The sequence below is a fragment of the Thermodesulfovibrio sp. TK500a genome (assembly GCF_055381765.1).
On record NZ_AP041606.1, the window covers coordinates 142038 to 160134 of the forward strand.

Below are 18097 nucleotides of genomic sequence, written 5' to 3' on the forward strand. Positions count from 1 at the left end.
AAATTTTTAATCTAACTCGAAATTAGCAACTATAGTTACCATCTGAATTATAATATTCAGATGAAAAGATTCTGGATTGTTCTTACCGTAATGTTGCCAACCTTTATTGAAATCCTTGACACTACAATAAACAACGTAGCATTAAGACATATTCAGGGAGATATGTCTGCAGGTATTGATGAATCTACATGGATTATAACTTCCTATCTTGTAGCCAATGCTGTTGTGATACCAATGGCAGGATGGTTAAGTAGAGTTTTTGGAAGAAAGAACTATCTTATCTTTTCAATCTCGCTGTTCACTTTCGCCTCACTTTTATGTGGTATTTCATGGGATTTAAACACGTTAATATTTTTTAGAATCCTTCAGGGCATAGGTGGCGGCGGACTTCAACCACTAAGCCAAAGTATATTGTTAGAGAGTTTTCCCAAACATCAATACGGAAAAGCAATGGCCATATACGGAATGGGTATAATATTAGCACCAATTTTTGGACCCATGATTGGCGGATGGATTTCTGACAATTTCTCATGGCGATGGATTTATTACATAAACATTCCAATTGGTATTATTTCAATCCTTATGACCTATCTGGTAATTGAAGACCCTCCATATCTAAAAAGAGAGAGATTGAAAATAGACTATCCGGGCATAATCTTTCTCTCTCTCGGCATTGGTTGTCTTCAAGTTGTTCTTGACAAGGGAGAGAGAGAGGATTGGTTTGACTCTAATTTAATTGTTACTTTATCGATAATAAGCCTTATCAGTTTAATAGTTCTTGTATGGTGGGAATTAAAGAGAGCAGAACATCCCGTTGTCAATCTGAGGCTTTTTAAAGATAAAAACTTTCTTTTTGGCAATCTGGTGATGTTTTTTACTTTTATTAATCTTTTCGGAAGCATAATTCTCCTACCCATATATCTTCAAAACCTGATGGGTTATACAGCCTATCTGGCAGGATTGGTTCTTGGTCCGGCAGGTATAGTGCAACTAATCGCTTTTCCTATAAGCGGAAAAATATCAGATAGAATTAATCCCAAAATACCTCTTGCCTTTGGTATAGTAATGTGCGCCTACTCTACGTATCTTATGAGTCTTTTTAATCTTCAGGCTGATTTCTGGAGTTTTGTGTATCCAAGAGCAGTTTTAGCCTTAGGTATGGCATTTGTTATAACCCCTCTTGCAGTGATGACTGTTGCTTTTGTTCCGAAAGAAAAGATGCAAGATGCCACACCTCTGAGCGCGGTTATAAGAAATATCGGTGGTTCTGTAGGAACAGCAGTTGTAACTACCATTGTAAGCCAGAGAGCGCAATTTCATCAATACAGACTTATAGAGAATTTAACTCCTTATGACCTACCCTATCAAAATATGATTGAAAAACTAAGCGAATATCTATCAACACGGTCTTTACTTTCTCCTGAGGCAGCCCTATACAGAGAACTTGTCAGGCAGGCTAATTCTATTGCCTTTAATGAAGCCTTCTGGATTTTAAGCGTAGCCATGTTTTCAATGCTTCTTACTATTTTCTTTTTTAAAAGACCAATATATAAAAAAGGAGGAATTAAAGATGCAATCCATTAAAGGTAAAACTGCAATTATTACAGGAGCTTCAAAGGGTATTGGCCTTGCAGTAGCCCAAAAATTCGCCCAAGAAGGGGCTAATCTAATGCTAATAGCAAGGTCAGAGGCTACCTTGAAAGATTTATCAGTTAAACTTGAGAGAGAAAACGACGTAAAAGTGATTTATGCAAAAGCTGACCTTACAAACTCTAAAGATATTGAAAGTGCTTTTGAAATTTTTTCAAAAAATTTTAATACACTCGATATTCTTGTAAATAATGCGGGCAGAGGAATTTTTAACTATATACATAATGGTTCACCAGCTGAATGGAGAGAAGTTATTGATTTAAATCTGACAGGTCTTATCCATTTAACCAATCTTTCTGTAAAATTAATGATTCCACAAAAAAACGGTCATATTGTTAATATTTCATCTGTGGCAGGAAGAGTTGGAATTCCAGGATGGTCTGTTTATTGTGCCACTAAATGGGGCGTAGTTGGTTTTTCTGAATCAATAAGAAAAGAGTTGTTAAAATATAATATTCGAGTATCCGTGATTGAACCAGGAGTGGTTACAACCGAATGGGGTGAAAATATGCCTCACGAGTGGATTACCCAGAGGAGTCAGATGAAGGCGCTGAAACCTGAAGACATAGCAGAGGCAGTTTATTATGTGGTTACTCAACCAGCAAATGTTTCAGTAAGCGAACTTTTAATAAGACCAACGGAGCAGGAAAGATGAGCTTCAGTCATTTCGATGAAAAAGGTAGAGCAAAGATGGTCGATGTTACATCAAAAGCTGTAACCGAGAGAACAGCTATCGTAGAAGGATACATTGAGATGAAACCTGAGACACTTAAGATGATATTAAACAAAGAAATAGCAAAGGGAGATGTATTTCAGGTTGCCAGACTTGCCGGAATAATGGCAGCGAAGATGACACCTCACTTAATCCCCCTCTGTCATCCCCTACCCTTGACAAACGTAGAGATAGAAATTGAGCCAGAGCAAACAGGAACAACTGTAAAGATAACGACCAAAGTAAAAACTTCTGCTCAGACAGGTGTAGAGATGGAGGCAATGGTTGCTACTTCTTTGACAGCTCTCACAATATACGATATGTGTAAAGCTGTGGATAAAGAGATGACAATAAAGGAAATTAAACTTATTTACAAATCAGGCGGCAAAAGTGGAGAGTTTAAGAGAAGGGCTTAATCCTCTCTGTCTGACGTTCCACCGCCATATATCTGCCTTTCTACTATTGGATTAAGCCTGATAAAAATTTTAATTTCATCGCCATCTTTTCCATCTTTTTTATAGATGGTCTCAAGGGGTTCTAATATTCCAAAAATCCAAGGCAAGTATATGGGCTTAAGTTCATATCCTAATGTATCGCCAGAATCGCTCTTTATGATAGAGCACTTTATGGAACTTACGGCCGTGGGATTTAAAAGAACTTCTTTACTTATCTTTAAAGCATCTTCAGAGGATACATTTTCAAAAATTCTGTATTTAAATTTAGGAGCGTAAGGGATTATTTTAAACTTGCTGTCAATTTTTTCAAGCACCATAAAGGTTTCAGGGTCATTGATAAACGAATTTGAATATAGGATTACATTAAATTTTCCATTAATCTCTTCTGTTTTACATTCCTTCAGCATTGCCTCTGACCAAACATTAAGGGGTAGAGTGAAAATGGCTATCAGAATTAGATTTCTAATCAGTTTCATAAACGTATTATACTAAAAGATATGTCTGCAGTGAAAGGTATTAACCTAACCAAATACTATAAAAACTTCAAAGCTCTTGATGCCGTAAATTTCGAGATAACCGAAGGTGAATGTTTCGGATTTCTCGGACCCAATGGGGCAGGTAAAACTACTCTGATGGGAATGATTTATGGTTTTATTGAGCCCTCTGAGGGAGAATTGATTCTTTTTAACAAAAAGGTAAATAAGACTACCATGGCTGAAGCCAAGTATAAAATAGGAGTAATTCCTCAGGACAACAATCTTGACCCTGACCTTAGTGTTCTTGAAAATTTAATTGTATATGCAAGATACTTTGACATTACCGGACAAAAGGCCAGAAAAAGAGTAACAGAGCTTCTTGAGTTTGTAAGTCTTAATGAATGGCTAAATGCTAATGTTAGAAAACTCTCAGGAGGAATGCAGAGAAAGCTAATCTTTGCCAGGGGGCTTATAAATAATCCTGAGCTTATAATACTTGACGAGCCAACAACAGGCCTTGACCCTCGTAGCAGAAGGCAGATATGGGATAAAATTGAGGAACTTAAACACTCTGGCAAGACCGTAATTCTTACAACTCATTATATGGAAGAGGCTGAAAAACTATGCGACCGAATTGCTATCATGAATAAAGGTAAGATTCTTGTAGTGGACACCCCTAAAAACCTATCGCTAAAGTTTGGTGGAAATCTTGAATACGTTTATCTGAACATGACAGAGGGATAAATATGAATATTAAAAAAGCCTTCAGAGTATGGCAAAGAAACGCCACTGTATACAGAAAGTTATACCGTTCAAGTTTGGCATTAAATTTTTTTGAACCTATGCTCTATCTTTTTGCCTTTGGTTTAGGTCTTGGAGGATTTGTAAGAGAAATAAGCGGTATGTCTTATATAGAGTTCATAGCCCCAGGAATTGTTATGTCTTCTTCAATGTTTGCTGCCTCCTATGAATGCACCTACGGAACATATGTAAGAATGGTTTATCAGAAAACATTTGATGCAATTCTCGCTACACCTGTTCAATTCAACGAGCTCGTTATGGGAGAACTCCTATGGGGAGCAACAAAGAGCCTTATTTACGGTTGCATAATTCTCTCTGTGATATCTGTCTTTGGAGTTGTTAAGTCTCCCTACATAATATTTGTAATTCCCTTTGTTATTGTTTGTGGAGTTATATTCGCAAGTCTCTCCCTTATAGCCACTGCTGTTGTTCCTGGTATAGATTCTTTTAACTATTTTTATACTTTGATTTTGACTCCTCTCTTTCTATTTTCAGGCATATTTTTTCCTCTCGATAGCTTACCCAAGATACTGTCAGAACTTGCTTTTTTTAATCCCTTAATGCATCTCGTAAGCATCTCAAGAGGGTTTTGTTACGGAGAAATAAGTAAGCTCACTTTAAGTAGTTTAGTTTTACTAATAGGTTATCTCTGTCTTCTAACGCCATTACCTTTCATGTTATTGAGGAAAAAATACCTTCATTAACAAGTTAGACTAACGTTAAAAATTATGGTAAGATAAATATCTATCCATTGCAAATTTACTCTTAGGAGGTTAAGATGATTTTAAAGAGATATCTTCTTGCACCAGGTCCTACACCTGTGCCACCAGAGGTTCTGCTAAGCATGGCAATGCCAATTATTCATCACAGAAGTCCTGATTTTCTTCCAATTCTTGATTCAGCTAAAAAAGGTCTACAGTGGATTTATCAAACCCAAAACGATGTTCTTATTTTGTGTTCTACAGGAACAGGTGGTATGGTTGCAGCGGTTAATAACTTTTTTTCACCGGGCGAGAAAGTTCTTGTAATAAACGGTGGTAAATTTGGAGAAAGATGGGTCAAAATTGCACAGGCCTATGGCTTGAATGTAATAGAGATTCCCGTTGAGTGGGGATATTCTGTTGATGTAAACAAAGTTGAAGAGGAATTAAGGAAGCAACCAGATATAAAGGGAGTATTTATTCAGGCAAGTGAGACCTCCACTGGTGTTTATCACGACATCGAATCAGTAGGTAAAATTGTTAAAAATTATGAAGATACACTTTTCGTAGTTGACTCTATCTCTGCTTTAGTAGCCCATGACATAAAAACAGATGATTGGGGAATTGATGTAATGGTAAGTGGTGCACAGAAAGGCTTTATGCTCCCTCCCGGCCTTGCATTTATAAGTGTGAGCGAAAAGGCATGGAAAAGGAATGAAAAATCTAAAACTCCAAGATTTTACTTCAATCTTAAGAAAGAAAGAGAAAATCTTGCGAAAAATCAGACCAATTTCACTTCTGCTGTCTCATTGATAATCGGTCTCAATGAGGCATTGAAGATGATGCAGAAGGAAGGTCTTGAAAACATATTTAAAAGACATGCCCTTTTAGCATTTGCTACAAGAGAGGCTGTTAAAGAACTCGGTCTTAATCTATTCCCAAAAGGAACACCGAGTAACGCAGTAACAGCTATAGAGGCACCGGCAGGTATAGATGGTCAGGCGATATACAAAACACTCAGAGAGAAACATGGAGTCACCGCAGCAGGAGGACAGGACAAACTCAAAGGAAAAGTTTTCCGTTTTGCCCATCTTGGTTATGCTGATAAGTTTGATGTAATTGTTGGAATATCTGCCCTTGAGATGACCCTTAAGGAACTTGGATATTCAGTTGCTTTTGGAAAAGGAGTTGCTAAAGTTGAAGAAATACTTTACATGGAGGAGAAAAAGTGAAAGTTCTGGTGAGTGACAACATATCATCCAAAGGAGTTGAAATTCTTAAGAAAGCAGGACTTGAAGTAGAGGTTAAGACAGGACTAAAACCAGAAGAACTAAAGGCAATAATTGGCGAGTATGACGCCTTAGTTATAAGGAGTGCTACAAAAGTAACAGCTGAGATAATCGAGGCTGCTGATAAGCTTAAAGTTATCGGTAGAGCAGGCACAGGAGTGGATAATGTAGACAAAGTTGCAGCAACAAAAAAGGGTATTGTGGTAATGAATACGCCCGGTGGAAACACAATCACAACTGCTGAACATGCTATAGCAATGCTGTTTTCTCTTGCAAGAAAGATACCTCAGGCAACCGCTTCTATGAAATCTGGCAAATGGGAAAAGAAAAAATTTATGGGTGTTGAGCTATACAACAAGACAATAGGCATAATCGGGCTTGGAAGAATAGGTTCAGAGGTTGCCAAAAGAACTCAATGTATGGGAATGAATGTACTGGCCTATGACCCTTTTTTAAGTGACGAGAGAGCTGAAGAGCTTGGCATAACTAAAACAGATTTAGATAGAATATTTGCAGAGGCTGATTTTATAACTCTTCATACACCTCTCACTCCTGAAACAAAGCATTTGATTAATAAAGACACCATAGCAAAAATGAAAAAGGGTGTTTACATAATAAACTGTGCCCGTGGTGGAATAGTTAATGAAAAAGACCTTTATGAAGCTATTCAGGAAGGCAAAGTGGCAGGTGCAGCTTTAGATGTATTTGAAAAAGAACCTCCAGAAGAAGGCTATCCATTGGTTGCCGATGAAAGAGTTATATGCACACCCCATTTAGGGGCGTCAACATTAGAAGCTCAAGAAAACGTAGCTGTTGCAATTGCAGAACAGATTGTTGATTATTTAATAAATGGCACAATAAGGAATGCCGTTAACTTCCCATCCATTCCCTTTGACCAAGTTCCTCTTATTCGCCCCTATCTTATTCTTCTTGAAAGGATGGGTAGCTTTGCATCTCAGATTTTCTCAAAAAGCATAAAACAGATACATATAGAATATTTAGGTGAGATTTCATCTCTTAATACTCAGGCACTGACCGCTGCAGCTCTTAAAGGTGTTTTAGACCCTATATTAGGTGAACCTGTAAATTATGTGAACGCTTCTTTTATAGCCAAGGAAAGAGGAATAGAGGTAAAAGAGATAAAGGGTAAGGAAGCAGGAGACTATCAAAGCCTTGTGAGGATAAATCTGATTTCAAAGGACGATAAAGCTATTGTGGCAGGAACGCTTCTCAGCAGAAAAGACCCAAGAATTGTTCAGATTAATGATATTTCCATGGAGATTATTCCAGAAGGAAATATGATATTCATGAGAAATCACGACCGTCCAGGTGTTATTGGCAACATCGGAACGCTTTTAGGTAAAAACAATATAAACATAGGACATATGCATTTTGGCCGAAAAGAAGCTGGTGGAATAGCTTTCTCTGTGATAAGCATAGATGCCTCTTTGACCGATGAGATAATTGAGCAGATAAAGAAACTTCCAAATGTTCTGGAAGTAAAGCCTGTATATATTTCTGTTCATTAATTCATTTAAGGAGAACTGATATGTCCACTTTAGTAATCGTAGGTGCTCAATGGGGTGATGAGGGAAAAGGAAAAATTGTTGATTTTCTAACTGAAAAATGTGATTATGTAGTTAGATTTCAGGGAGGGTGTAATGCAGGACATACCGTTGTTGTAGGAGACGAAAAATATGTTCTACATCTTATACCTTCCGGAATTTTACATAAGGGCAAAAAATGCATTATAGGAAATGGTGTGGTTCTTGACCCCTCAGGGTTGCTTAAAGAGATAGATACTTTACTCAGCAAAGGCGTTGAAATTGACAATAGCCTTTACATCGCTAAACACTGCCACTTAATAATGCCCTATCATATTGCCATTGAAGAGCAGGCAGAGAAAAAGAAAAAAATCGGAACTACTAAAAAAGGCATAGGTCCCTGTTATACTGATAAAATTGCAAGGAATGGTGTTAGAGCTGTAGACCTTCTTTATCCTGAAATCCTTCGTAATAAAATCAAAGTAAATCTTGAGATTATAAACTTTCTTCTGAAAAATCTATATGATGCGAAAGAGCTGGAAGAAGAGAAAATTTTTGAACAATACATGGATTATTCAGAAAAGCTTAAAAAATATATTGTTGATACTGACATATTAATTAACAAAGCTATTGATAGCGGAAAGAATGTCCTTTTCGAAGGTGCTCAAGGCACACTTCTTGATATTGACCACGGCACATACCCTTACGTTACCTCCTCCAATACAATAGCAGGCGGTGCCTGCACAGGCACAGGAGTAAGTCCTATAAAAATTGATAAAATTCTTGGTATTGTAAAGGCCTATACAACAAGAGTTGGAGAAGGTCCCTTTCCTACAGAAATTAAAGACTCTCTTGGAGAAGAGATAAGGAAAAAAGGCGGAGAATACGGAGCAACCACTGGAAGACCAAGAAGATGTGGATGGCTTGACTTTGTTGGTTTGAGACATGCCTTAAGAGTGAATGGTTTTACAGGTATTGCTATAACGAAGCTTGATATTTTAGATGGCATGGACAAAATTAAAGTATGCGTTGGATATAAATATGGAAATACTATACTGGAAGAGTTTCCAAAGGAAATAGAAATCCTTCAAAACTGTATTCCCATTTACGAAGAATTACCTGGATGGAGTGAAAAAACAGCAGGAATAAGGGACTATGAAAAACTACCCAGAAATGCTCAAAAATATCTTCAGTTTATTGAAGACTCCCTAAATGTAAAAATACAGATTATCTCAACAGGACAGAAAAGAGATGAAATCATCATTAAGGAGACACCTTTATGAATTAATTTTTCCCGAAAGCTGTCCTATTTGTAGAAAAAAATCTAACTGGGAAGTATCGCCTTTCTGTAAAGAATGTTGGTTGTCAATTGAAAAATTCAGTTGTCACAAAATAACTACTGGTAAATTTGATAAAGAATTCTGGAGATATATAAAATCTCTCCATTCTTTCGGCTCATATGAAGGAACATTAAAAGAAGCAATTCATTATTTCAAGTATGAAAAAATAAAAAGATTAGGTAAAGAGCTTGGTAAACTAATGTGTCAGATACCATTGATAAATATAGACATTCTAATACCCGTTCCTTTAACTAAGAATAAATTACTACAGAGGGGATTTAATCAATCTGCTATACTTACAAATTATCTCTCAAAATGTTGGAATAAACCATTAAACCTCGTTACTCTTTTCAAAATTAAGGATACTTTGGAACAGGCTTCCTTAGAGGCAAAATATAGAACTTACAATGTAAAGGATGCATATAACGTTATACATTCATTGAGAGATTTGCGAATAGGACTTGTTGATGATGTGGTAACAACGGGTGCAACACTCACTGAGTGTGCTAAATTGTTGAAAAAAGCAGGAGCAAAAGAAATCCACGCTATAACACTTGCAAGAGCTATTTAAAAGAAGAATTGAGTAATGTAACGTAAAGCAAGATAGATTATTATAATGCTTAAAATAAATTTAATGTATTTTTGAGGAACATGTTTTTGAGCCCTTGCACCAAGATAAATACCAATCATTCCTCCAAAGCCGAAAAGTAAACCAAGTAACCAGTCAGGACTTGTTTGAAGTCCACCAGAAGGAAGAACCGAATAGTAAAATACACCAAAAATAGAAGCTGTAAAAGTCCCTAATAAGCAAGCACCTGCAATGCTGTGAACAGGAAGTTTAAAAAAAGTTACCAGGAAAGGTGACATCATTGCTCCACCGCCAATTCCATAGGTTCCGCCAATAATACCTATTATTAGAGCTAAAGTGAAAACTCCAATAGTGCTGAAAGAAAATCTCTCTCCCCAGAATTCATACTCCGTTTTTCTTATTGAAAAAGATATAGTTTTTACAGTAGCTTCTTTTGTCAGCTTTTGGTCAAATTTTTTTGCCTGAGCTGTTTTTTTCTTTTTAAACACATCTAAAAATAGCCTAATTCCGATATACAATAGAACAATTCCTACAAAAAATTTAAAAGATTTAGGGTCTGGTAATATTTTTATTCTGATGTAATAACCAATGATAATTCCTGGGACTGTTCCAGCAACTATTACCCATGCAAGTGGCCAAGCCATTCTTCCCTCTTTTAGATATCGATAGACTCCTGAGGGAATTGCTACAACATTAAATATGAAGTTAGTTCCGCTAACACCTGGGGACGTATAATTTAAAGCACTCACTTGAAAAGGCAGAAGTAAGAAGGCTCCTGAAACACCGCCCATAGAAGTGAAAAAGGATACAACAAGAGCTACCAGAGGAGGAATGAGAATATTCGTAGTAACTCCCGAGACAGGAAAGTTATATACAAGGAACTCTAACATGAAGAGATTATATTAGATTTTATCGGGAGAGACAAATTAAATTTTCTAATTTTTATATAAATTTATTTTGAACTGAGTTCTTCAAACAAAATATTTCTTATTTTATTTTCATCTGGAAGAGGAAAACCAGAGTGCTTTAGTTTTCCGTTTATCAGAATTCCAGGAGTAATTTGTGTGTATTTAAAAATTTCCTTCATGTCTTTAATGTGTGTTATTTCAGCCTGTATTCCAAGTTGAGAAACCACCTTTTTTACTGTTTCTTCAACTTTATTGCAATTAGCACATCCTGGGCCTAAGATTTTTATCTCCATAATTACCTCCCATAAAAAATTTTTTATTTATAATATCATAGTTTGAAAAATTTTTCCAATTCATCTGCTTCTTTAATAGGTTCGAATTGCTTATTACCGACAGATGGAATTATGTAATCTCCGTTATTTTCCCTATGGGCGATTACAGTGAATGGAACTAATTTATGTAATGTGGCTTTTGCAATTTTTGATTCTAATGAAGTGTAGAAATTTAAGGTAAGCAGGTCAAAATAAGTTAACAAGGCTTTAACATAATAAGGAGAAAGATAGGCTGAAACAGTATTAGAGAAAGCTTTAAGAGCATTTATGGCAAAATTGAGAAGCTGTTCTTCCCTGGTTATTGAATGTAGTCTTAGAAGATTAATAATCATGATTGAGTTTGCTGAAGGATAGGGAGTATCGTGAATACTTTTCTGTCTTATTGATATAATCTCCTCTGGAGAGTCATAAAATCCGCCGTTTTTGCTATCCCAGAGATTTTGTAAGGCTAAATCAGTTAGTTCCATTGCATTTGTAAGGTAACTTTTTTCAGACGTTACTTCATAGGCAGATATCAAAGCCGAGATAAAGTAGGCATAGTCATCAATTAAGGCAGGAGTTTTGCCTTTAGTTCTGTAAAAATTTCTGTCTATTAATAAGTTATCAAGCGTAATATTAATAGCTTTGAGAGCTATTTTTAGTAATTCTCTGTCATTTAATTTTCGCCATGCAAGGATGAAAGCCTCTGAGGAAATGCCATTAACAAATGCATAGAGAGTTGCGTCTATATCGGGCATGGTTCTTTTTTGTCTTTCCATAATTAATCTCTCTCTTAATTGTCTTATGATTTCTCTGTCTCTTCCTATGAGGATAAACCTATCATTGACCATTGCTTTTCCGTCAACGAGGGCTATTGTCATATCGGAGATTTTTCTTAACTCGCCTTCTTGCCATGTATAGTAGATTTCATCGGCAGATTGGCTTGAGCAGAAAAATCCGTCTTCAAAGAGTAAGTTTTTCTTCATGTAATCAATTGTTTCAGTAACTATTTCAAGATAAACCTCTTCCTTTAATATGCTGTAAGCATAAAGATAGTTTATGATATGCCAAGAGTTGTCAACAGCTAATTTTTCAAAATGTGGTATTTTCCATTCTCTATCTACGCAATATCGGTGGAAACCTCCTTCAACATGGTCGTAGATACCTCCAGAAATCATTCCCATTAAAGTTTTATCTAAGGCGTTTAATATCCAAGGTTTCGGTTTTATCCAGTATTTCCATATAAGAAGGTCAATGTGAGCAAATGGTGGGAATTTAGGAGTTTTCTTGAATCCGCCGTTTTCAAAATCCATCTCTACAACAATATCCTCTTCAGGATTATGAATTAGCTCTTCTCTTATTTCAGCAGGTGCAATCTCAATTGGCTTTATCGCATCAACTATTACCTGCGCTCTTTCTGCTATTTTGTCTCTGTTAGTATTAAACAACTCTAAAGCTTTATCTATCATTGTCTCAAAATAATCGATTCCTTCGCTGTCTTTATAACTGATACCTGCAAAAGGTTTTCCGTCATGACCAAGTATTAGATTAAGAGGCCATCCACTTCCCTGCCCTATAATGTATGAGGCTTTTTGATAAATTGCGTCTATGTCAGGTCTATTGTCTCTATTTACAAGCACAGGGATGAAGTTTTTATTAATTTTTTCGGCTATTAATGGATTACTTAGAATCTTTTCTCTCATCTTTTTGCAGTAGTTACTCCAGCTTGCATAAATGTGAAGAAATACAGGCTTGTTTTCTCTTTCCGCTCTCTTAAAGGATTCTTTACTGTAGGGAAGCCATTCAATCATGTTTCACTCCTTGAAATGTTTTTTTAATTTTGCCTTTTCAATGAATTTTTTTACAAGTTCATGGTCTTTTATTCCTTTATTTTTTTCAACTCCACTTGATACATCAACAGCGTAGGGAGAAACTTTTTTTATAGCATCCTCTATGTTAAAAATATTCAATCCACCTGAGAGAATTATTCTTCCAAAGTCCTTTGCCTTTTTTGCTATTTCCCAATTAAATGTCTTCCCTGTCCCTCCGTATTCATTCTTACTGAATGTATCGAGCAAGAAAGCAGAAACTTTGTAATGTTTTAGCGTATCTTCCAAAGTATTTTCATTAGGTAGATTCCCGTCTTTATCCACTCTGAATGCTTTTATAACTCTTTTAAATTGAAGACAAATTTCAGGAGATTCTTCTCCATGAAGCTGAACAGTGTCAATTCCTGTTAGCGCAATAATCTCTCTAATTGTTTCAATATCTTCGTTTACAAAAACTCCTACCGCAGAGACAAAAGGAGGCAGGATTTTGATTATTTCTGCTGCCTTTGAGGGACTTATAAATCTTGGACTTTTTTTATAAAAAACAAAGCCTATTGCATCAGCGCCACATTCTGCTGCCCATAGGGCATCATCTAAATTTGTAATTCCGCAGATTTTTACTCGCACCATCTAAATTCTAAGAAGTGTCATTTTGGATTTTTCATCAAGTTCTCTGTTAGCTTTAATATCAAGAATTTCCATCAAAACAGCCTCAAGTATAAGAAAAACCTCTGGATTTTCCCTGAGACATCCCATTTTAACTAAATCCTCTCTTCCGTAAACACCATGTAAATGTGCTTTTGGTTCGTCCTTAAACCAGAATATTGTTCCAATGCCTAATGCTTCGTTATTACCCCTTATTTCTCCCCAAATCGGTATCGGAGGTAATTCATCTCCCTCCGGGCCTACCACAAATCTCCCTGCCTTAAGTCCTCCAACAATCCAGAATATAGCTGAGTATACTTTTTCTTGTTTTGCAAGCTCTGTTAATTTTTCCAGTGGATTTTCTCCGTCTTCAAATTTAATTACAAATACTCTCCCTACCCGTCCACTTTGATATCTCATAGAGCCTCCCATTCTTTTATTTTGTCGTAAACTTTTTTCGGTGTGATTTCTTTCATACACTTTAGTTCAGGGCAATATTTCTTAAAACAGGGACTACAGGGCAAGTCTGAATTTATAACTAAGTGTTCATTTCCAAAGGGACCTGTTCTTTCCGGACAAGTAGGTCCGAAGAGAGCAACAACTCTTTTACCACACGCAACGGCAAGATGCATACTGCCTGTGTCAGGCGATATGACAAAAATAGATTTTTTAAAAACTGCAATCAATTCTCTAAGAGAGGTTTTTCCTACTAAGGATACTGCCTTGCCTTGACTGTATTTTTCAATATTGGACGCTACCTCCTTATCAGATTTAGAGCCTACAATTATAAAATTGTTCGGAAGAATTTTTATTAGCTCAACAAAATATGGAATAGGCCAGTTTTTTGATTGCCACCTTGCAGAAGGAATGATTACAGCATAGTTATCAAAAGCCTTAAGCCAATCTGGTTCTTTTTCCTTTGGAAGCGGAAATTTTACCGAAGAGACCACACAACCTAATGCTTCCGCCATTTTAAGATATCGCCAAACAGCGTGTTGATTGATTTTGGCAGAAACAACTCTATTATAAAAAAGAGGGCTTAACTCTCTTGCCTCCTTAAAGCCCCATCTAAGAGGCGCTCCACTTAAGGCCGTAATTATTCCACTTCTTAAAAGTCCCTGTAAGTCTATAGTCATTTGATAACTCTCTTGTCTCAACTGTTTGCCAATATCGAAAAAGTCTTTGAAAATTTGAGGTATGTTTTTGATATTTTTCCATCTATCTTTATCAACAGGAAAGACTTTTTCAATTAAAGGATGTTCATTAAGGAGGTCTTCAAATGCCTTTCCTACAACCCAGTGAATTTTTACCTCTGGATAGTTTTCTTTAACCGTATTTAAAAAAGCAAGGGAATGAACAATATCTCCGAGAGAACTTGGCTTGACAACGAGAATTTTATCATTTTCTCTGAGCATGAAAATCCCTTTTAATTAACTCAACGACCTCTTTGAGATTACTTGCATCTTTTCCTATTTGGATACCTTTAGCTCCTATCATTTCCGCAAGTTTTATATCGATATCCTTATCCCCAACAACAAAAGATTTTTTAAAATCTATATTATACTTGTATCTTGCTATCATTGGCATTCCAGGAGATGGTTTTCTACAGAAACATCTATCGTCGGGATGGTGTGGACAGTAGAGAAAATCATCGAAACCATATCTGTCCATGAAAAGTTGATTAACCTCTTTTACAAAGTCTTCCCTGATAATCCCCCTTGCTATACCAGACTGATTTGTTACTCCAATCATAATAAAACCCAGCTCTTTTAATTCTTTTAATGCTTCAATATGAGGAAACAACTCAAAATCTTCCCATCTGTTCAGGTAATTGGCATCCTTACATAAAGTTCCGTCTCTGTCAAAGAAAACTGCCTTGTTTTTAGGAAGTAGTTCAATCAGAGCATCCCACACTTCATCAACTTCTATTGATTTCATACACTTTATATCGGAACATTTGTTTTTAAAGCAGGGACTACAGCTTATGTTTGCCTTTATTACTTTTCCTGCAAAACGAGGCGGTCCTGTAAGCTCTGGAGAAGTTGAACCAAAAATTGCCACCAACGGAATACCGAGAGCATAACCTAAGTGCATTATGCCAGAGTCATTACACAGTAGAAGGTCGCATTCAGAGAGAAGTTTAATCAATTCGGTAATTGAAGTTTTACCGGTAAAATCGTATACATTCTCTTTGTTTTCAATGGAAAGACTTTCTCCTCGTTGTCCTAAGACAATAACAGAGCCATACTCACTTGAAAATCTCTCAATTATATCTAAAAATTTAAAAGTCTCCCATTTTTTTGTATCTCCATATTTAGCTCCAGGTGCTACTGCAAGAATAGGTCTTTTTATGATATCTAACTTCTCTCTTGCCGAAAGTCTATCCTCAAGGGATACGTTTATCCAGGGATAATCAGGTGACAAAGAGGGATTAAATCTTCGAGGAATTTCAAAGAAGTAATTAATATGATGAATTTTTCTGTCTTCTCCCTTGTATGGGACAGGATGAGTAAGAAAAATACTCCTACAGTCTCTGTTCCACCCCACTCTCTCTGGAATTCCAGCAAGAAAAGTCAGTAAGGCTGCATCGAAGGCATTTTGAAGTAAATAGGCTCTTTGAAAATTACCCTCTTTTAGTCTATTTATAGTTTTCAATTTACCTTTCAACCCTTTCTCGTAGACAATCACTTCATCAATAGATTTTTCAAACTCAAATATTTCGGCAATTTTTTCTTTGACTAAAACCGAAATTTTTGAATTAGGATGAAGTTTTCTGATACCTCTTACTGCTGGCAGGCTCATTACTGCATCTCCGAGCCAGTTAACAGAACGAATTAGTATATTCATTTTTGTATTTTAAGCCTATAGCATTATCAGTTGCAAATGCTATTTAATCTATTTCCAGTTTTTACCTGGTTTGCCCCAGTCGTATTGGTCAAACTTTCCAGGTTTATAGTCATAGGTAGCTTCGAGGGTTAAAAGCTCCTCATCGTCAGTTCCCTGTAACATGTCTTTCCAATAGGTCAATTTATCTTTTGGATTGAGTCCCAGTTCAGGTTCAATATGGTCAGGAATTGTATCTCCATCTTTATCTTTTTCTGGAACGTATCCATCTGTCCAAAAAGTGTGGGCATTGTTAAAATGAGTAAACTCATGCATAACTATGACTGCAAAGGTATCTATGTGAGTATAAGTAAAAAAGTTTCTATTTTGAAGGGTCGAAGGAATTGATAGCTTAATAGCAGGAAGTCGAATAGTAAAATTTTTACTATCCTCAACATTAAGATTCCTATTTAAATCACATACATTTATTGTCTTATGGAGAGAGTAATAGGGATTATACTGACCTACTATACCTTGTTGCAAGCAGACGCATTTATCTATCGGCATGTCCTCACAATGAAATGATAGCCTTACATTTTGCCCAAAGGGCATAGCTGCAGGAGTCTGCTTCCAGTAATAAAACCAGTTTGGATACTTACCCTGCGGATTGTTCTTTTCATCGCGTGGATAAAAAATCAAAACTTCCTTTGTCTCCTCAATTGAACATCCATCAACCTTCAAACGAGCCTTAACTTTTTGCCTACCGAAAGATTCCGTATGAGTTGGTAGTCCATCATATGTCACTTTTACTTTTGCTCCCTTTGGATTTGAAAGGCCTGATGATGGTTGAAGTGTTATATTTGAGCCTTCCATTTCAGGAATTTCCCATTCAATTGATTCTTCATATTTAGCTGGGATAGTCTTTGCTTTAAGTTCAATCGTGAGGCTTCCTTGATTTTGTTCAGTGAAAATGTATCTCTCTCCCTCCGAAGGTGATAGTATTTCAAGCTTTACTTTTTGGGGACCTTTACATTTTTCAGGCTCATCTTTTTTAACTTTTAAATAGAGGGTAATGGTGGAACCAGCTACACAACTTGAGGATTTGCCAGGATTTTCAATATGTTTTATTAACTTTAGACTGCCAGTTTTCAAAAGTTGCTCAAATTCTTCATTACTAATTGTCCAATTTCCACTTGTGCAACCTACTTTTGTAGCATTTGAAGAACCAATTCCTTCTCTTGTATAAAATACAATTTCTGGAGTGTTCGATTTTATTTCTAATTTTCCTTTTTCTGATTTAATGATATCTACAACTCCTGCATAAAAATTGGGATATAATTCTCCTTTATCTATCTCGAAATGAAGAAAATTCGAATACCTCGTGCATGATTTTGGAACATAATAACTCCATTTTGTGCAGACTTTACCATAAAAATTTTCAACCTTTATGTTTTTGGAGAGGGTATCAAATCCATATTCCCTTTCTTTTTCAAACACTTTTTTATTAGTATTATACTTCCGAACAACCAATATATTACCTACAAAGGATTCTTTAATTCGGTAAAAAAGCTCCTTTTCTATATTATTATCAAAATACCTTCTTTCTCCTCCATCAACCACTATAAAGCCTTCAGTTTCAATAGCTTGTAGTATTTCAATCTCTTCATCTAAGGACACGTAATAATCAAGAAGTTGCTCGGCTTCTCTATACTGGATGTTTATTATTTCCCTTCTTCGTTCAATCTCCTTCTCTGGAGTATCGGCAGGCATTGAAGTTATATGTGGAATACCTAAAAGATTCTCTAATTCCATGTTAGCTTCTTCAATTGTAGATATGGCCTCTTTATATTGTCGAATAAGTTCATTTATTTCTGTCTTTTCCAGGGCAAAAAGATTAAAGCTATCTTTGTCTATATTTGATTGAAAGTATGAGCTGAGATAAAAGAAGAATAGCAGACTTAAAAAAATAAAACCTTTTCTTTTTTTCAAGTTAAACTCCGCTTGATTTTTTCTCACTCAATTAT

The 18097-nt window shown here is 36.0% G+C and carries 18 protein-coding genes; 9 read left to right on the forward strand and 9 right to left on the reverse strand.

What is annotated here, in order from left to right; genetic code table 11:
- The first annotated feature begins 60 nt into the window (after nt 1–60).
- The 3 genes from ACZ430_RS00690 to moaC are packed head-to-tail and all read left to right on the forward strand — an operon-like array spanning nt 61 to nt 2778.
- A complete protein-coding gene (locus ACZ430_RS00690; RefSeq protein ID WP_297211059.1) occupies nt 61–1584 on the forward strand; it encodes a DHA2 family efflux MFS transporter permease subunit in 1524 nt (507 codons plus the stop codon).
- Complete coding sequence (locus tag ACZ430_RS00695) at nt 1571–2305, forward strand: SDR family oxidoreductase (protein ID WP_297211056.1); 735 nt, start codon at nt 1571–1573, stop codon at nt 2303–2305. Before ACZ430_RS00690 ends, ACZ430_RS00695 begins: the two co-directional genes overlap by 14 nt.
- Nucleotides 2302–2778, forward strand: coding sequence for a cyclic pyranopterin monophosphate synthase MoaC (moaC, locus tag ACZ430_RS00700; protein WP_297211053.1), 477 nt, complete (start codon nt 2302–2304; stop codon nt 2776–2778). Before ACZ430_RS00695 ends, moaC begins: the two co-directional genes overlap by 4 nt.
- Here the strand turns inward: moaC and ACZ430_RS00705 are convergent.
- Nucleotides 2775–3293 carry a hypothetical protein gene (locus tag ACZ430_RS00705; RefSeq protein ID WP_297211050.1) on the reverse strand — a complete coding sequence of 173 codons (519 nt, stop codon included), beginning with the start codon at nt 3291–3293 and terminating at the stop codon, nt 2775–2777. The genes moaC and ACZ430_RS00705 overlap by 4 nt on opposite strands.
- A gap of 21 nt (nt 3294–3314) precedes the next feature.
- Here ACZ430_RS00705 and ACZ430_RS00710 point away from each other — a divergent pair, with 21 nt between their 5' ends.
- From ACZ430_RS00710 to ACZ430_RS00735, 6 genes are all read left to right on the forward strand, one after another.
- Nucleotides 3315–4037, forward strand: a complete 723-nt coding sequence (locus tag ACZ430_RS00710) for an ABC transporter ATP-binding protein (protein WP_297211048.1) — start codon at nt 3315–3317, stop codon at nt 4035–4037.
- A gap of 2 nt (nt 4038–4039) precedes the next feature.
- A complete protein-coding gene (locus ACZ430_RS00715) occupies nt 4040–4798 on the forward strand; it encodes an ABC transporter permease (protein WP_297211045.1) in 759 nt (252 codons plus the stop codon).
- 74 nt (nt 4799–4872) lie between these two features.
- Nucleotides 4873–6027, forward strand: a complete 1155-nt coding sequence (locus ACZ430_RS00720) for a pyridoxal-phosphate-dependent aminotransferase family protein (RefSeq protein ID WP_297211042.1) — start codon at nt 4873–4875, stop codon at nt 6025–6027.
- A complete protein-coding gene (serA, locus tag ACZ430_RS00725; protein WP_297211039.1) occupies nt 6024–7613 on the forward strand; it encodes a phosphoglycerate dehydrogenase in 1590 nt (529 codons plus the stop codon). Before ACZ430_RS00720 ends, serA begins: the two co-directional genes overlap by 4 nt.
- Nucleotides 7614–7633: 20 nt before the next feature.
- Nucleotides 7634–8911 (forward strand): adenylosuccinate synthase, encoded by a 1278-nt coding sequence (locus tag ACZ430_RS00730; RefSeq protein ID WP_297211036.1) that lies wholly within the window; start codon nt 7634–7636, stop codon nt 8909–8911.
- Complete coding sequence (locus ACZ430_RS00735) at nt 8880–9539, forward strand: ComF family protein (protein ID WP_297211033.1); 660 nt, start codon at nt 8880–8882, stop codon at nt 9537–9539. The genes ACZ430_RS00730 and ACZ430_RS00735 overlap by 32 nt, the downstream gene beginning before the upstream one ends.
- Here ACZ430_RS00735 and ACZ430_RS00740 read toward each other — a convergent pair.
- The 8 genes from ACZ430_RS00740 to ACZ430_RS00775 all read right to left on the reverse strand — a co-directional run bounded on the left by ACZ430_RS00740 (nt 9536) and on the right by ACZ430_RS00775 (nt 18062).
- Nucleotides 9536–10447: a sulfite exporter TauE/SafE family protein gene (locus ACZ430_RS00740; RefSeq protein WP_297211030.1), complete on the reverse strand. Its 912-nt coding sequence runs from the start codon at nt 10445–10447 to the stop codon at nt 9536–9538. The two genes, ACZ430_RS00735 and ACZ430_RS00740, sit on opposite strands and share 4 nt — an antisense overlap.
- 62 nt (nt 10448–10509) lie before the next feature.
- The gene (locus ACZ430_RS00745; RefSeq protein WP_297211028.1) at nt 10510–10758 is read right to left on the reverse strand and encodes a thioredoxin family protein; all 249 of its coding nucleotides are present in this window, start codon (nt 10756–10758) and stop codon (nt 10510–10512) included.
- A gap of 35 nt (nt 10759–10793) precedes the next feature.
- Nucleotides 10794–12587, reverse strand: a complete 1794-nt coding sequence (locus tag ACZ430_RS00750) for a thioredoxin domain-containing protein (RefSeq protein WP_297211025.1) — start codon at nt 12585–12587, stop codon at nt 10794–10796.
- A 3-nt stretch (nt 12588–12590) separates the two neighbouring features.
- The gene (locus ACZ430_RS00755; RefSeq protein WP_297211023.1) at nt 12591–13235 is read right to left on the reverse strand and encodes a phosphoribosylanthranilate isomerase; all 645 of its coding nucleotides are present in this window, start codon (nt 13233–13235) and stop codon (nt 12591–12593) included.
- Entirely contained in the window at nt 13236–13670 is a 435-nt protein-coding gene (locus ACZ430_RS00760) for a PPC domain-containing DNA-binding protein (protein WP_297211020.1), read from the reverse strand.
- Entirely contained in the window at nt 13667–14665 is a 999-nt protein-coding gene (gene waaC / locus ACZ430_RS00765) for a lipopolysaccharide heptosyltransferase I (RefSeq protein ID WP_297211017.1), read from the reverse strand. Before waaC ends, ACZ430_RS00760 begins: the two co-directional genes overlap by 4 nt.
- The gene (waaF, locus tag ACZ430_RS00770; protein ID WP_297211014.1) at nt 14649–16097 is read right to left on the reverse strand and encodes a lipopolysaccharide heptosyltransferase II; all 1449 of its coding nucleotides are present in this window, start codon (nt 16095–16097) and stop codon (nt 14649–14651) included. Before waaF ends, waaC begins: the two co-directional genes overlap by 17 nt.
- Nucleotides 16098–16145: 48 nt before the next feature.
- Nucleotides 16146–18062 (reverse strand): hypothetical protein, encoded by a 1917-nt coding sequence (locus ACZ430_RS00775; RefSeq protein WP_297211012.1) that lies wholly within the window; start codon nt 18060–18062, stop codon nt 16146–16148.
- Nucleotides 18063–18097: the final 35 nt, after the last annotated feature.

Bases quoted from the DNA above. Each gene is read 5' to 3' on its own strand.
- ACZ430_RS00690 (WP_297211059.1), top strand. From the start codon at position 61: ATGAAAAGATTCTGGATTGTTCTTACCGTAATGTTGCCAACCTTTATT.
- ACZ430_RS00695 (WP_297211056.1), top strand. From the start codon at position 1,571: ATGCAATCCATTAAAGGTAAAACTGCAATTATTACAGGAGCTTCAAAG.
- moaC (WP_297211053.1), top strand. From the start codon at position 2,302: ATGAGCTTCAGTCATTTCGATGAAAAAGGTAGAGCAAAGATGGTCGAT.
- ACZ430_RS00705 (WP_297211050.1), bottom strand. From the start codon at position 3,293: ATGAAACTGATTAGAAATCTAATTCTGATAGCCATTTTCACTCTACCC.
- ACZ430_RS00710 (WP_297211048.1), top strand. From the start codon at position 3,315: ATGTCTGCAGTGAAAGGTATTAACCTAACCAAATACTATAAAAACTTC.
- ACZ430_RS00715 (WP_297211045.1), top strand. From the start codon at position 4,040: ATGAATATTAAAAAAGCCTTCAGAGTATGGCAAAGAAACGCCACTGTA.
- ACZ430_RS00720 (WP_297211042.1), top strand. From the start codon at position 4,873: ATGATTTTAAAGAGATATCTTCTTGCACCAGGTCCTACACCTGTGCCA.
- ACZ430_RS00730 (WP_297211036.1), top strand. From the start codon at position 7,634: ATGTCCACTTTAGTAATCGTAGGTGCTCAATGGGGTGATGAGGGAAAA.
- ACZ430_RS00735 (WP_297211033.1), top strand. From the start codon at position 8,880: ATGAAATCATCATTAAGGAGACACCTTTATGAATTAATTTTTCCCGAA.
- ACZ430_RS00740 (WP_297211030.1), bottom strand. From the start codon at position 10,447: ATGTTAGAGTTCCTTGTATATAACTTTCCTGTCTCGGGAGTTACTACG.
- ACZ430_RS00745 (WP_297211028.1), bottom strand. From the start codon at position 10,758: ATGGAGATAAAAATCTTAGGCCCAGGATGTGCTAATTGCAATAAAGTT.
- ACZ430_RS00750 (WP_297211025.1), bottom strand. From the start codon at position 12,587: ATGATTGAATGGCTTCCCTACAGTAAAGAATCCTTTAAGAGAGCGGAA.
- ACZ430_RS00755 (WP_297211023.1), bottom strand. From the start codon at position 13,235: ATGGTGCGAGTAAAAATCTGCGGAATTACAAATTTAGATGATGCCCTA.
- ACZ430_RS00760 (WP_297211020.1), bottom strand. From the start codon at position 13,670: ATGAGATATCAAAGTGGACGGGTAGGGAGAGTATTTGTAATTAAATTT.
- waaC (WP_297211017.1), bottom strand. From the start codon at position 14,665: ATGCTCAGAGAAAATGATAAAATTCTCGTTGTCAAGCCAAGTTCTCTC.
- waaF (WP_297211014.1), bottom strand. From the start codon at position 16,097: ATGAATATACTAATTCGTTCTGTTAACTGGCTCGGAGATGCAGTAATG.